Here is a 14,335-nt window from a genome sequence, read left to right as displayed (position 1 = left end):
GGTCGTATGAACCGGTTGGCTGGTGTGACCTCGCCTTATCTGCTGCAGCACGCTGACAATCCGGTCGACTGGTGGCCGTGGGGGCCTGAGGCGTTCGAGGAAGCGAAACGGCGTGATGTACCCGTTCTGCTGTCAGTCGGCTACTCAGCGTGCCACTGGTGTCACGTCATGGCGCACGAGTCCTTCGAGGACCAGGACACCGCCGACGCCATGAACGCGCACTTCGTCAGCGTCAAGGTGGACCGCGAGGAGCGCCCCGACGTGGACGCCGTGTACATGGAGGCCGTGCAGGCCGCGACCGGGCAGGGGGGCTGGCCGATGACGGTGTTCCTCACGCCGGACGCCGAGCCGTTCTACTTCGGTACGTACTTCCCGCCCGCCCCCCGGCACGGCATGCCGTCGTTCCGGCAGGTGCTGCAGGGAGTCCACCAGGCCTGGGACGAGCGGCGGGGCGAGGTCGACGAGGTCGCCGGGAAGATCACGCGGGACCTGGCGGAGCGGGTGATCTCCTACGGTGACGACCGGGTGCCCGGCGAGCAGGAGCTCGCGCAGGCGCTGCTCGGGCTGACCCGGGAGTACGACCCGCAGCGGGGCGGGTTCGGCGGCGCACCGAAGTTCCCGCCGTCCATGGTGATCGAGTTCCTGCTGCGGCACCACGCCCGCACCGGTGCCGAGGGCGCGCTGCAGATGGCGCGGGACACCTGTGAGCGGATGGCCCGCGGGGGGATCTACGACCAGCTCGGCGGCGGTTTCGCGCGGTATTCCGTGGACCGGGACTGGGTGGTGCCGCACTTCGAGAAGATGCTGTACGACAACGCGCTGCTGTGCCGGGTGTACGCGCACCTGTGGCGGGCCACGGGATCGGAGCTCGCGCGCCGGGTGGCGCTGGAGACGGCCGACTTCATGGTGCGCGAACTGCGCACCCCCGAGGGCGGGTTCGCGTCCGCACTGGACGCGGACAGCGACGACGGGAGCGGGCGGCACGTCGAGGGCGCGTACTACGTGTGGACGCCCGCGCAGCTGCGTGAGGTGCTCGGGGAGGCGGATGCGGAGCTCGCCGCCCGGTACTTCGGGGTGACCGAGGAGGGCACCTTCGAGGAGGGCGCCTCCGTGCTGCAGCTTCCGCAGCGGGACGAGGTGTTCGACGCGGAGCGGATCGACGGCATCAGGGAGCGGCTGCTCACGGCCCGCGCGTCGCGTCCCGCACCCGGCCGGGACGACAAGGTGGTCGCCGCGTGGAACGGGCTGGCGATCGCCGCGCTCGCCGAGACCGGGGCGTACTTCGACCGGCCGGACCTGACGGAGGCCGCGGTCGCCGCGGGTGACCTGCTGGTGCGGCTGCACCTCGACGAGCAGGCCCGAATCGCCCGGACCAGCAAGGACGGGCACGTCGGCGCCAACGCGGGGGTGCTGGAGGACTACGCCGACGTCGCCGAGGGCTTCCTGGCGCTCGCGGCGGTGACCGGTGAGGGCGTGTGGCTGGAGTTCTCCGGGCTGCTGGTCGACCACATCCTGACCCGTTTCACCGACCGGGCGTCGGGTGCGCTGTACGACACGGCGTCGGACGCGGAGCGGCTCATCCGGCGCCCGCAGGACCCGACCGACAACGCCGCCCCGTCCGGGTGGACGGCCGCCGCGGGCGCGCTGCTGAGCTACGCCGCGCACACCGGCTCCGAGCCGCACCGTGCCGCCGCGGAGCGGGCGTCGGGCGTGGTGAAGGCGCTCGGGCCGCGGGTGCCGCGCTTCATCGGGTGGGGTCTGGCGGTCGCCGAGGCCCTGCTGGACGGTCCCCGGGAGGTCGCGGTGGTCGGCCCGGCGCTGGACGACCCGGCGACGACGGTGCTGCACCGCACGGCGCTGCTGGGTACCGCGCCCGGTGCGGTGGTCGCCGTCGGGGCCCCGGAGGGCGAAGAGTTCCCGCTGCTCGCCGACCGTCCCCTCGTCGGCGGTGAACCGGCGGCCTACGTCTGCCGCAACTTCACCTGCGAGGCGCCGACGACCGACCCTGACCGGTTGCGTTCCGCGCTGGGTGGGTGAGAGGGGCGGCCGCGGCAGCCGACCCCCGCTTCAGCGAGGCCCCGGCGGGCAAGGGTGCGGGGCCCGGCGAGAGGCGCACGTCACAAGCGGTCGCCCCCACCGTCTCGGGCCGCGTCCGCCACTACGCTCGGCCCACGTCCGCGTCCCGACCGCCTTTGCGGCCGACCGGGGCGAAGCCGGCGGCCTCGCCCGCTGCACGCGCCCGGAGGACCACGACCGTCTGCGGGGCAACGGTCAGGACGACCCGCTGAAGCTGGACGGGAACCGCGACGGCATCGCCTGCGGCACGGGTGACGTCAAGCGCCGCCGAGGAGCAGCGCGCCCGTGGTGATCATGGCGAGCCACTGCGCGGCCACCGCCACGGACCTGACGGGTGTCCACCGGGTCCGTGGCCAGGCCAGGGCCACCAGCCCGGACCCGAGGGCGGCCAGGAAGAAGCCACTGACCACTGCGTCGGGGATCGTGGAGCACTGCTCGCCGTACATCAGGCAGCGCCCGCCGCGCTCGGTGGAGTGCGCCGCGATCCAAGCGAGGGCGACGGTGGGCAGCAGCAGGACCAGTCCGGTGACGGACCATCCGGTCAACTGCCGGGCGGCGGACGGCGACGGGGTGCTGTTCATGGCCCCATCCCACCGTGTCCACGGGACACGGGGCCACCGGCCGGGTGCTCAGCTTCCCTGAGTGTCCCGGCTCAGGGCCCGCTCCACGATGGCGACCAGCTGCTCATGGTGCGCGCCCTTCCAGTACGCGCGCCCGCAGGCGGAACACCGAGCGAACACGTCGTAGTTGCGGTGCGTACCGCCCTGGAGCTGGTCGGCGACCTCGTCCTTGCTGGCCTCGCGCAGCAGCCCGTTGCAGGCGGTGCACCGTGTCCACGGCCGCAGCTCGGGATCGAACCGCTCCAGCACGTACTGGAGTTGTTCCTCCGGCTGCGTGCTGTACACGAACGCGCCCGCCCACAGCTCCCGCCGCCGCAGCAGTCCCCGGTCGCGGCTGAGCATCACCCGCCGCTCCGCCGCGGACCGCGCGGCCAGCGCCGGGTCACCGATGTCGGCCGACTCGTACGCGGTGTCCACGCCCAGCAGCCGCAGCCGGCGCGCCAGCGTGCCGAGGTGCACGTCGAGCAGGAAGCGCAACGGGGCGCCCGGCACCCGCTGGGGGTGGGCGTGCGGGCGTACGGTCACCGACTCGCCCGCGGCGGGGACGTGTCCGGCCGGCACCTCATGGCCGTCCACGAGCAGCGCGCCGACCTCGGTCAGCGGGACTCCGAGGGACTCGACCACGTGGCCCAGGGTGGAGACGCCGTCGGTGGCGGCCTTCATGGCACCGGTGGGCCGTGCCCGGGGCACGAAGAGCAGCAGTTCGGGGGCGAACTCGACATGGATCTCGGGACCGTTCACCCGGCCAAGGATGTCATGTCCGGGGTGTCGGACCCCGGGAATTCCCGGCGGGCGGGCCGTACTCGAACACGTCGGGGGTGGCCGGGCCGACGAGGTCGGCGAGGCCGTCGGTGTGGCCGTGTCCGGCCCAGTGCCGCGAGGCCACGGCGGGCCGCCGGCCAGGGACGTCGCGCGTCTTCTTCCGGTCGCGAAGACCCGGGCGGGGTGGCCGGCGGGGCCAGGGGGGGACGTGGGGCCGTCATGGGGCTCACTCCCGCCCCCTCGGTCTCGGCGGCGGCCGACGTGGGCCCGCCGAGTGGTGCGGGCGAGGAAAAGGCCGCGGCGTCGATGCCGCGGCCCTCGGCCGTAGGGGCGGGTGGCCCTGGTCGCCCCTGCGCGTGCTAGTACGCCACCAGGGAGATCCCCACGTAGTGGGCGATGAAGGCGGCCAGGGTGAACGAGTGGAAGACCTCGTGGAAGCCGAACCAGCGCGGGGACGGGTTGGGCTTCTTGAGGGCGTAGATGATCCCGCCCGCGCTGTAGAGCAGGCCGCCCACGACCACCAGGACGAGCACGGCGACGCCGCCGGCGCGCATGAAGTCCGGGAGGAAGAAGACCGCCGCCCAGCCCATCGCGATGTAGCAGGGCGTGTAGAGCCAGCGGGGGGCGCCGACCCAGAAGACCCGGAAGAGTATCCCGGCGACGGCCGCCGCCCAGATCCCCCACAGCAGCAGTCGTCCCTTGGACTCGGGCAGCAGCAGGATGGTCAGCGGGGTGTAGGTGCCCGCGATGATCAGGAAGATGTTGGCGTGGTCCAGGCGGCGCAGCACGCCGTCCATGCGGGGGCTCCAGTCGCCCCGGTGGTACAGCGCGCTCACGCCGAACAGGAGGCAGGCGGTCAGCGCGTAGACCCCGCAGGCGAGGCGGCCGCGGGGTGAGTCGGCGAAGGCGGTGAGCAGCAGCCCGGCCACCAGGGCGGCGGGGAACATGCCGAGGTGCAGCCAGCCACGGAGCCTGGGTTTGACGGGGTGCGGCAGAGAGGTCGCCACCGGTCCGGGGCCGTCGGCCGGCGGATCCGCAGGGGCGTCGGGGGCGTCGGGGGCGAACGCAGTCATGTCACGCATCGTACCTACGGGACCGTAGGTAGCGGATCGCGATCACGCGTCGGCAGGGCGTAGTGGCCATCATCTCACCCCGTCCGGGCGGCGGGTCACGCAAAGAAATATTCAGTTCTGCTCAACGTGGAGGTAAAGCCCCACGAAACGCCGTGGTCAGCGTCACGTTGCTCACCTGTGCGGCCCTCTGGACAGATGGGCGCTCGCATCGGATGATCAAATGAGTGCGGTCGACACCGGATGAGCGCGCAGCGCACCACCGTGCAGCATCCGGGTCGCAGCCCCCACGGGGCCTCCAACAAAAAACCCCTCATTTAGGAGCAAACGTGGCGCGCGACATCGCGGAACCCGGCGTCCCCACCACCCACCAGGGACTGATCTCCTGGGTCGACGAGATCGCAGAGCTCACCCAGCCGGACAACGTGGTCTGGTGCGACGGATCCGAGGCCGAGTACGAGCGCCTGTGCGAGGAGCTCGTGGCCAAGGGCACCTTCAGGAAACTCGACCCGATCAAGCGCCCCAACTCCTACTACGCGGCCTCCGACCCCACCGACGTCGCCCGCGTCGAGGACCGGACGTTCATCTGCTCCGAGAAGGAGGAGGACGCCGGCCCGACCAACCACTGGAAGGCCCCCGCCGAGATGCGGGAGATCTTCCAGGGCGACAAGGGCGTCTTCCGCGGCTCCATGAAGGGCCGCACCCTGTACGTCGTGCCCTTCTGCATGGGCCCCCTCGGCTCGCCGCTGTCCGCCATCGGCGTCGAGATCACCGACTCCGCCTACGTCGCCGTCTCCATGCGCACCATGACCCGCATGGGCCGCCCGGTCCTGGACGAGCTCGGCTCCGACGGCTTCTTCGTCAAGGCCGTGCACTCGGTCGGCGCCCCGCTGGAGCCCGGCCAGGAGGACGTCCCCTGGCCCTGCAACCAGACCAAGTACATCTCCCACTTCCCCGAGGACCGCGAGATCTGGTCCTACGGCTCCGGCTACGGCGGCAACGCCCTGCTCGGCAAGAAGTGCTACGCGCTGCGCATCGCCTCCGTCATGGCCCGCGACGAGGGCTGGCTGGCCGAGCACATGCTCATCCTGAAGCTCACCCCGCCGCAGGGCGAGTCCGCGTACGTGGCCGCCGCCTTCCCCTCCGCCTGCGGCAAGACCAACCTCGCCATGCTGGAGCCCACCATCTCCGGCTGGACGGTCGAGACGATCGGCGACGACATCGCCTGGATGCGCTTCGGCGAGGACGGCCGTCTGTACGCCATCAACCCCGAGGCCGGCTTCTTCGGCGTCGCCCCCGGCACCGGGGAGCACACCAACGCCAACGCGATGAAGACCCTCTGGGGCAACTCCGTCTTCACCAACGTCGCCCTCACCGACGACGGCGACGTGTGGTGGGAGGGCATGACGGAGGAGACCCCGGCCCACCTCACCGACTGGAAGGGCAACGACTGGACCCCCGAGTCCGGCGTCCCCGCCGCCCACCCCAACGCCCGCTTCACCACCCCCGCCGCGCAGTGCCCGATCATCGCGCCGGAGTGGGAGGACCCCAAGGGCGTGCCGATCTCGGCGATCCTCTTCGGCGGCCGCCGCGCCAGCGCCGTACCGCTGGTGACCGAGTCCTTCGACTGGAACCACGGCGTCTTCCTTGGCGCCAACGTGGCCTCCGAGAAGACCGCCGCCGCCGAGGGCAAGGTCGGCGAGCTGCGCCGCGACCCCTTCGCCATGCTGCCGTTCTGCGGCTACAACATGGGCGACTACATGGCCCACTGGATCGATGTGGCCAAGGACAAGGACCAGTCCAAGCTGCCGAAGATCTACTACGTCAACTGGTTCCGCAAGGACGACGACGGCAGGTTCGTCTGGCCCGGCTTCGGCGAGAACTCCCGCGTCCTGAAGTGGATCGTGGAGCGCCTGGAGGGCAAGGCGGAGGGCGTCGAGACCCCCATCGGGGTGCTCCCGGCCAAGGCCGCCCTGGACACCGAAGGACTGGACCTCTCCGACGCCGACCTGGACTTCCTGCTCACCGTCGACAAGGACGTGTGGCGCGAGGAGGCCGCCCTGGTTCCCGAGCACCTCAACACCTTCGGTGACCACACGCCGAAGGAACTGTGGGACCAGTACGAGGCGCTGGTGCAGCGCCTGGGCTGACGCCCGCACAGACCCCGCGGCCGGTCGGTTCTCGGTTTGAGGATGCCCTGACCAGCGATCGTCACGCCACGACCGGCCGCGGAACACACCGGCGGGCCCCGTACAACGGCGTACGGGGTACCGGGCCGGCCACCGCCCCCTCCGTCCGCCCCGACGGAACCCGGCGACGGCAGACCCACCCCCGCCCCTCCGGCACGGCCCACCCAGAGGGCTCACGAACGTGCCGGGGGACGACCGAGCGCTCCGGCCGACGCCCACCGTCGACCGGAGCGCTCGGCCGTTCCGGCACCGGAACCGGCTCGCGGGGCCGCGCGGACCGTGCCGGGACCTCAGGCGAGGTGCTCCGGGAGACCGCTGTCCGGCGGCGGCACCAGGCACACGTGCCCCGGTGCCTGGCCGTGCGGACCGCTCACCGGTTCGTCCGCCCGCTGGGCGGTCAGCCGGTGCATGGTCGCCGGCAGTTCCTCCACCACGTCCATGGCGGCATGCAAGCGGATGGCACTGACACCGCGCCCCGGCCCGTGACGGGGCCCGTCGTCCGGCGCCCCGGGAGCCGGGCCGCACCACGCGGTCTGGAAGACTGCGTCCGTGCCCACTTGGATGACTCCGCGCCGCCTGGGCGCTGTTGCGGTGCTGTACGCCGTCTTTCTCGGCGGCTGGTACCTCGGCCAGCCCCTGCCCTACGTCGGCTGCTCCACCTACGAGGAAGCGCCCACCTACGATGCGTCGGGGCTCGGGGAGCCCGGTGACGTCTCCGACGACGTGCGGCGGTCGATCGGGCAGCTCGAGTCGGTCTTCACCACCGACTTCGTCTCCGTCGAAGCGGTCGTGCCGTGCGAGTCGTGGACGGGGCGTCCCCGGCTGGTCGCCTGGCTCATCGGCGACTGGCGCTGATCGCCCTTCCCGCGGGCGCCGTCGACGCCCCCTCTTCGTCATCCTCACGGTCCTGCCCGGCTGACGGGGGACTGGGTAGGTAGGTGGCGCCCGGTCCGCGCGTCGCTGCGGTTGCGCGCGGACCGGGGCCGTCGGTGGGAGCCCGGAGGGCTCAGTGGGACGCGAGGGCGCGCGGCTGGAGGGCCGCCGCGTGGACGTCCATCTGTTCGGCGGCGAGGATCGCCACCGCCGTGTCGGCGCGGGACGCGGCGACGACCAGGGCGCGGCCCGCGAGGGCGTGGGCGCGCCGGTGCAGGGCCGCCGCGTTCGGCTCGCGGCCCCTGGTCCTCGCCGGCGCGCGGGCCGGCGTACGTCCTCCCCGCAGGCGGGACACCTGCTCGGTGAGCCGCTCGGCGGCGGTGTCCACGGCGGCCGAGGGTGCCACCGTGCGCAGCTCGTCGGTGACGGCGAGCAGCGCGGCGAGATGACCCGCGAGCTGGATGTCCAGCTCTTCCTCGCGGGAACGGTGGGGGAAGTCGTGGGGGGTGCCGGCCACCGTGCTGTGGACCGACTTGTCACGTATCGGCTCGTACATGGATGGCCTCCTGGGTGCTGACAGGAAGCCATCCTAGCTTAGATTCAGTCTAAAGTTGAGTCATCCACAAGATCAGACGGATGTCACCGGTTGTCAGTGCTGGCCGTAACCGTCCAGGAAGCGGCCGATACGGCCCATCGCGTCCCGCAGGTCGGTGGCCGAGGGCAGGGTGACGATCCGGAAGTGGTCCGGCTCCGGCCAGTTGAAGCCGGTGCCCTGGACGACCATGATCTTCTCGCGGCGCAGCAGGTCCAGGACCATGCGGCGGTCGTCCTTGATCTTGAAGACGCCGGGGTCGAGACGGGGGAAGAGGTACAGCGCCCCCCTCGGCTTGACGCAGCTCACGCCCGGGATCTGGGTCAGCAGCTCGTACGCCGTGTCCCGCTGCTCGCGCAGCCGTCCGCCCGGCAGGACCAGGTCGTCGATCGTCTGGCGGCCGCTGAGCGCCGCGACCACGCCGTGCTGGCCCGGCATGTTCGCGCACAGGCGCATGTTCGCCAGGACCGTCAGGCCCTCGATGTAGGAGTCGGCGTGGGCGCGCGGGCCCGAGATCGACATCCAGCCCACCCGGTAGCCGGCCACCCGGTACGCCTTCGACATGCCGTTGAAGGTGAGGGTGAGCAGGTCGGGCGCGACGGAGGCGGTCGGGATGTGCACGGCGTCGTCGTAGAGGATCTTGTCGTAGATCTCGTCCGAGCAGACCAGCAGGTTGTGGCGGCGGGCGATGTCGGTCAGACCCTTGATGACCGCCTCGTCGTAGACCGCGCCGGTCGGGTTGTTCGGGTTGATGATGACGATCGCCTTGGTGCGGTCGGTGACCTTGCGCTCCACGTCGGCGAGGTCCGGCATCCAGTCGGACTGCTCGTCGCAGCGGTAGTGCACCGCGGTGCCGCCGGAGAGCGAGACGGCCGCCGTCCACAGGGGGTAGTCGGGGGCGGGGACGAGCACCTCGTCGCCGTCGTCCAGCAGGCCCTGCATCGCCATCACGATCAGCTCGGACACGCCGTTGCCGATGAAGACGTGCTCGACGTCGGTCTCGATGCCGAGGGTCTGGTTGTGCATGACGACCGCCCGGCGCGCCGCCAGCAGCCCCTTCGCGTCGCCGTAGCCGTGGGCCGTCGACACGTTGCGGAGGATGTCCTCCAGGATCTCGGGCGGACACTCGAAGCCGAACGCCGCCGGGTTGCCGGTGTTCAGCTTGAGGATGCGGTGACCGGCCGCTTCGAGCCGCATCGCCTCCTCGAGCACCGGGCCCCGGATCTCGTAACAGACGTTGGCGAGCTTGGTCGACTGGATCACCTGCATGGTGGGAGCTTACGGCCCGGTATGGACCTTCGGGCCGTGTTTTCCGCCACGCGGGACGCGGCGGTTTCCGCGGTTATGTCCCGCCCGCTGTCCTCCAAGGCCCCCAACTCCCTACAATGCGCGCTCATGTCCAGCGCATCCCGGTACGCCGATGGAGGGAACGGCGCGCCGGTTCCCCAGGGTCCGCCGAGCGTGTACCTCCCGCAGTCCGCCCCGCCCCCGGCGTACGACGCCTACGCCGACCCGGCGGCCGCTCACGGCTGGCAGAACGCGTACGACGAGACGCGCGAACTGCCGCCCGTCGCGGCCGGTGAGCCGGGTCCGCCCGGCGGTGCCGTGGCCGCACCCGACGCGGGCGACACGCCGTGGACGGCCGGGGAGCCGCACTCCGGCGGCGGTGCTCCGGGCGGATCCGGCGGTGGCCGCCCGCGCCCCGGATCCGGCGGACGGGGCCGCCGCAGGGCCCCCGCGCCCCCGCGCGCCCGTCGCGGGGTGGCGGCCGTGTCGGCGGTGGGTGCCGTGTCCGTGGCGGCGCTGATCGCCGGCTTCGCCTTCTCCGGCTCGCCCTCCAAGGGGGTGGGGGAGCGGGGGGACCGCGAGGGGGTGACCACCGGGCGGTCCGAGGCGCCGTCCACGGGGGCGGAGGCGTCCGCGCCGGCCGGGGAGCCGGACGTGAGCGGCGGTCCGTCGACCGGACCCGCCTCCGCGGGCGCGAGCGGCACCGGCGAGGACCGGAGTTCCGGCGGGGCGCCGTCCGCGCCCGCCTCCGGTACCTCCACCACCTCCGCACCGGGCCTCCCCACGGCGACCCCCACCGTCTCCACCGCGCCGGGCAACCCTGGTCCGGGCGACTTCGAGGGCCGGCCGGGCGGCCGGGGCCAGGGGCCGAAGTGGTCCCGTTAGGCGCGGCAGAGGCGGCGTCCGGAAACACCACCTTGCCCCCTCGCCACCCCCGTGATGACAATGCGCATGACAACTTTGTGGGTGGCCGGCGGACGTCCGGCCACCCGACGCCGCATTGAGGGGACCCCCATGAGAAAACCTCTCGTCGTCGCGCTCTGTGCCCTGGCACTCGCCGGGGCGGGCGCGACCCCCGCGGCCGCCTCCGCGCCTTCCCCCACGGGCGCGGATACGGTCACGGACGCGGTTCCGGCCGTGTCGTTGACGGATGTCGTCAATGACACGGCCGGGGCCGCGGCGGACGCCCTGTCCGGACTCGTCGCGCCGAAGGCCGCCGCGGTCGACTTCGCCGGCACCGTCTCGCTCAGCAACTGCTCCGGCTCCGTCGTCCGGATGCCCGGCTCGGAGGCCGACGACCCCGCGCTCGTGCTCACCAACGGCCACTGCCTGGAGAGCGGATTCCCCGCGCCGGGCCAGGTCCTCGTCGACCGCGCCTCCAGCCGCAGCTTCGGCCTGCTGAACTCCTCCGGCACCAAGGTCGCCACCCTGCGCGCCAACCGGCTCCTCTACGCGACCATGACGGACACGGACGCCGCGATCTACCGGCTCGGCACCACGTACGCGCAGATCAAGAGCGCCTACGGCATCGACGCGCTGACGCTGAGCGGAACCCGCCCGGCGGCCGGTACGGCCATCAGCGTGGTCTCCGGCTACTGGAAACGGATCTACACCTGCTCCGTCGACGGGTTCGCGTACCGCATGAAGGAGGGGGACTGGACCTGGAAGGACTCGGTCCGCTACACCTCCGCCTGCGACACCATCGGCGGCACCTCCGGCTCACCGGTCGTCGACCACGCCACCGGCCGGGTGGTCGCGGTCAACAACACCGGCAACGAGGACGGCGAGCGCTGCACGGTCAACAACCCGTGCGAGGTCGACGAGAAGGGCACCGTCACGGTCCGCGAGGGCATCAACTACGCCCAGCAGACCTACCTGTTCCCCGCCTGCTTCGGCCCGGACAACCGGCTCGCCCTGAACGCGAGCGGCTGCGCGGTCCCCAAACCGTAGACAGGAGCGCAGGGGCGGGCGGTCAGCGGGGAGTCCCGCGGACCGCCCGGCCCGCCAGCGCGTCGGTGCGCCGTCCGTCCTCGATCACGAACCGCCCGTCGACCAGCACGTACGGGATGCCCGTCGGCAGCGTCCGCGGCTCGGCGAAGGTCGATCCCGCGGCCACCGTCGCCGGGTCGAACAGCACCAGGTCCGCCTTGTACCCCTCGCGCACCAGCCCCCGGTCCGGCAGCCGCAGTCGCGCAGCCGGACGCGCGGTCAGGTGCGCGACGCACTCCTCCAGCGACAGCACCCCCAACTCGCGCACGTAGTGGCCGAGGTAGTGCGGGAAGGTGCCGTACGCGCGCGGGTGCGGCTTGGCGCCCTGGAGGATGCCGTCCGAGCCGCCGGTGTGCACCCGGTGCCGCATGATCGCCCGGACGTTCTCCTCGTGGCCGACGTGCTGGAGGATCGTCGGGGCCAGCCTGTCCTTCAGCAGCAGCTCCCGTGCGACCGTCCACGGCGACTCGCCGCGCTCCCGCGCCGACTCCAGGACCGTTCGGCCCACGTACCCGCCGAGCGCGGGGTCGCCGACTCCCGAGATCTCGATGGTCTCCCACTCCACGGGCACGCCGTGGCAGCCGTCGGAGCCGGTGACCTCCAGATGGTGCCGGACGCGTTCGGCGGTCTCCTCGTCCGCGAGGCGCCGCAGGGTCTCCTCCGGGCCGCCCTCGCTCGCCCAGCTCGGCAGCAGCGCCACCAGGGTGGTGCAGCCGGGGGTGTAGGGATAGGTGTCGAGGCTGATGTCGGCGCCCGCGTCCAGGGCGTCGTCCAGCAGCGACAGCAGCTCGGGCGCGCGGCCCTTGTTCACGCCGAAGTTCATCGTGGCGTGCGCGAGGTGCAGCGGGCAGTCCGCCTCCCGCGCCAGCGCCACCATCTCCTCGTACGCCTCCAGCGCGCCCGCGCCGTAGGAGCGGTGGTGCGGGCAGTAGTAGCCGCCGTACGACGCCACCACCCGGCACAGCTCGGCGAGTTCGGCACCCCGGGCGTACATGCCGGGCGTGTACGTCAGCCCCGACGACATGCCGACCGCGCCCTGCTCCATGCCCTCGGCGACCAGCCGCCGCATGCGGTCCAGCTCTTCGGGCGTGGCCGCACGGTCCTCCCAGCCGACGACGAGCGCCCGGACCGTGCCCTGCGGGATCAGGTAGGCGGCGTTGACCGCGACGCCCCCATCGAGCCGGTCCAGGTACTCGCCGACCGAGCGCCAGTCGAAGTCGACGTCGTCACCCGGACCGTTCCAGCCGGCGATCGCCCGGCGTACCTCGCCGAGCGTGCGGTCGTCGACCGGGGCGTACGACAGCCCGTCCTGGCCGAGGACCTCGAGGGTGACGCCCTGGGCGGCCTTGGCGCTGTGGTCGGGGTCGCGCAGCAGCGCCAGGTCGCTGTGGGCGTGCATGTCGATGAATCCGGGGGCCAGCACCAGCCCCTCGGCGTCCAGTTCACGGCGGGCCTTCGGGCGCTGACAGCCCGCGGCCGCCGCCTCCTTCACGAGGGAGACGATGCGGCCGCCGTCCACCACCACGTCCGCGCGGTAGGAGTGGTCGCCGGAGCCGTCGACCACGTCCGCGTCCCGGATGACGAGCTCTTCCACGGTCCGGCCTCCTAGAAGAACGTGCGGATGTAGTCGACCACCGTGCCGTCCGCCTCGGCCACGGGGATGAGCACCCACTTGTCGAACGACGTGCAGGGGTGCGACAGCCCGAGTCCCACCCAGTCTCCCACCTCCAGACCGGCCTCCGCGGTGGTCCGCAGCCAGGCGTGCTGGTCGGACAGTCCGGTCACCGAGACCCCCTCCGCGGGGCGTTCGACCCCGTCCCGGCGGACCACCTGGGCGGACGGCAGGTCGAGGTCGTGGGCCGCGTCCCGCTTGCCCGCGTTGGTGAACGCCTGCTCGGCGGAGGGGCGGGACACCACCTGCGTCCACAGCCGGAACGCCGGCTCCAGTGCGCCCTCCTCCGGGACCCGGTTGAAGGGCGTCAGTTCGCGGTAGTGGCCGTCGTCGTGCGAGACGTACGCCCCCGAGCGCAGCAACTTCACTACGGGCAGGGAGAGTTCCGGGATGCCGGCGAAGACGTCCGCGACGGCGTCGAACCAGGCGCTGCCGCCCGCGCTCACCACGATCTCGTCGAGGCCCGTGAAACGCCCCGCCTCGTCGAAGTCCACGGCGAGCGACACCAGCCGCCGCAGCCAGTCGCGCACCCGCTCCGGGTCCGCCCGCGGTACCTCGCCCTCGTACCCGGCGACCCCGGCCAGCCGCAGTGACCGGGCGCCGGCCACGGCGTCGGCGACGGCGGCGCACTCGGCCTCCGTGCGCACACCGGTGCGGGCGCCCTCGCCGGCGGCCAGCTCGACGACGACGTCCAGGGGGCGCGAGGCGCCGGAGAGGGCGCTGTCCATCAGCTCGACCCCGCGCACGGAGTCGACGTAGCAGAGGAACCGGAACCCGGGGTCGGCGTCCAGCTCGGCGGCGATCCACCGCAGGGCCGCCGGGTCCACCAGCTCGTTGGCGAGGAAGACCCGCTGGATGCCGAACGCCCGGGCCACCCGCACCTGGTGCGGCACCGCGAGGGTGATGCCCCAGGCCCCGTACGCGATCTGGCGGTGGAAGAGCTGCGGGGCCATGGAGGTCTTGCCGTGCGGGGCGAAGGCGAGCCCGTGCCGGGCGGCGTAGGTCTCCATCAGCTTCAGGTTGTGCTCCAGGCGCTCCGCGGAGAGCGCGAGCACGGGGGTGGTGAAGCCGCCGGTGAAGAGGTTCCGGCGCTGGGCGGCCAGCTCGCCGACGGTCAGGCCCTCGGCGTCCGGCGGGAGGCCCTTGAAGCGGTGGTCCACCCGTTCCTCGGCGAGGTGGGTGAGAGCGTCGAGGACCATCGGAGC

General features: G+C 72.5%; 13 protein-coding genes. 5 read left to right on the top strand and 8 right to left on the bottom strand.

The window, feature by feature from the left end; all coding sequences use genetic code 11:
* The first annotated feature begins 6 nt into the window (after nucleotides 1–6).
* Nucleotides 7–2,037, top strand: coding sequence for a thioredoxin domain-containing protein (locus ACZ6A9_RS01970; protein WP_468976508.1), 2,031 nt, complete (start codon nucleotides 7–9; stop codon nucleotides 2,035–2,037).
* A gap of 296 nt (nucleotides 2,038–2,333) precedes the next feature.
* Here the strand turns inward: ACZ6A9_RS01970 and ACZ6A9_RS01965 are convergent, their stop codons facing one another.
* The 3 genes from ACZ6A9_RS01965 to trhA form a co-directional block, all read right to left on the bottom strand.
* On the bottom strand, nucleotides 2,334–2,657 hold the full coding sequence (locus ACZ6A9_RS01965; RefSeq protein WP_468976506.1) for a hypothetical protein: 324 nt from the start codon (nucleotides 2,655–2,657) through the stop codon (nucleotides 2,334–2,336).
* A gap of 48 nt (nucleotides 2,658–2,705) precedes the next feature.
* A complete protein-coding gene (locus ACZ6A9_RS01960) occupies nucleotides 2,706–3,437 on the bottom strand; it encodes a Mut7-C RNAse domain-containing protein (RefSeq protein WP_468976503.1) in 732 nt (243 codons plus the stop codon).
* A gap of 380 nt (nucleotides 3,438–3,817) precedes the next feature.
* Nucleotides 3,818–4,531 carry a PAQR family membrane homeostasis protein TrhA gene (gene trhA, locus ACZ6A9_RS01955; protein WP_468976500.1) on the bottom strand — a complete coding sequence of 238 codons (714 nt, stop codon included), beginning with the start codon at nucleotides 4,529–4,531 and terminating at the stop codon, nucleotides 3,818–3,820.
* A gap of 326 nt (nucleotides 4,532–4,857) precedes the next feature.
* Here trhA and ACZ6A9_RS01950 point away from each other — a divergent pair, with 326 nt between their 5' ends.
* Nucleotides 4,858–6,678 carry a phosphoenolpyruvate carboxykinase (GTP) gene (locus tag ACZ6A9_RS01950; protein WP_468976497.1) on the top strand — a complete coding sequence of 607 codons (1,821 nt, stop codon included), beginning with the start codon at nucleotides 4,858–4,860 and terminating at the stop codon, nucleotides 6,676–6,678.
* A gap of 329 nt (nucleotides 6,679–7,007) precedes the next feature.
* Here the strand turns inward: ACZ6A9_RS01950 and ACZ6A9_RS01945 are convergent, their stop codons facing one another.
* A complete protein-coding gene (locus ACZ6A9_RS01945) occupies nucleotides 7,008–7,157 on the bottom strand; it encodes a hypothetical protein (RefSeq protein ID WP_468976494.1) in 150 nt (49 codons plus the stop codon).
* A gap of 109 nt (nucleotides 7,158–7,266) precedes the next feature.
* On the opposite strand from ACZ6A9_RS01945, the gene ACZ6A9_RS01940 reads away from it, so the two are divergent.
* Nucleotides 7,267–7,572, top strand: coding sequence for a hypothetical protein (locus ACZ6A9_RS01940; protein ID WP_468976492.1), 306 nt, complete (start codon nucleotides 7,267–7,269; stop codon nucleotides 7,570–7,572).
* A gap of 151 nt (nucleotides 7,573–7,723) precedes the next feature.
* Here ACZ6A9_RS01940 and ACZ6A9_RS01935 read toward each other — a convergent pair whose 3' ends face one another.
* Both ACZ6A9_RS01935 and ACZ6A9_RS01930 read right to left on the bottom strand, forming a co-directional pair.
* Nucleotides 7,724–8,146 carry an SCO4983 family protein gene (locus tag ACZ6A9_RS01935; protein WP_468976489.1) on the bottom strand — a complete coding sequence of 141 codons (423 nt, stop codon included), beginning with the start codon at nucleotides 8,144–8,146 and terminating at the stop codon, nucleotides 7,724–7,726.
* A 93-nt stretch (nucleotides 8,147–8,239) separates the two neighbouring features.
* Nucleotides 8,240–9,451, bottom strand: coding sequence for a pyridoxal phosphate-dependent aminotransferase (locus tag ACZ6A9_RS01930; RefSeq protein WP_468976486.1), 1,212 nt, complete (start codon nucleotides 9,449–9,451; stop codon nucleotides 8,240–8,242).
* Between the two features lie 126 nt (nucleotides 9,452–9,577).
* On the opposite strand from ACZ6A9_RS01930, the gene ACZ6A9_RS01925 reads away from it, so the two are divergent.
* Entirely contained in the window at nucleotides 9,578–10,354 is a 777-nt protein-coding gene (locus ACZ6A9_RS01925; protein WP_468976484.1) for a hypothetical protein, read from the top strand.
* 129 nt (nucleotides 10,355–10,483) lie between these two features.
* Nucleotides 10,484–11,419, top strand: coding sequence for a S1 family peptidase (locus ACZ6A9_RS01920; protein ID WP_468976481.1), 936 nt, complete (start codon nucleotides 10,484–10,486; stop codon nucleotides 11,417–11,419).
* A 22-nt stretch (nucleotides 11,420–11,441) separates the two neighbouring features.
* Here ACZ6A9_RS01920 and ACZ6A9_RS01915 read toward each other — a convergent pair whose 3' ends face one another.
* Entirely contained in the window at nucleotides 11,442–13,052 is a 1,611-nt protein-coding gene (locus ACZ6A9_RS01915) for an N-acyl-D-amino-acid deacylase family protein (protein ID WP_468976479.1), read from the bottom strand.
* Between the two features lie 11 nt (nucleotides 13,053–13,063).
* Nucleotides 13,064–14,329 carry an amino acid deaminase gene (locus tag ACZ6A9_RS01910; RefSeq protein WP_468976475.1) on the bottom strand — a complete coding sequence of 422 codons (1,266 nt, stop codon included), beginning with the start codon at nucleotides 14,327–14,329 and terminating at the stop codon, nucleotides 13,064–13,066.
* Nucleotides 14,330–14,335: the final 6 nt, after the last annotated feature.

The sequence above is a fragment of the Streptomyces sp. NPDC041124 genome (assembly GCF_055592385.1).
The sequence above is the reverse complement of the archived record's forward strand: the minus strand, read 5'-3'. Positions and strand labels throughout refer to the sequence as shown.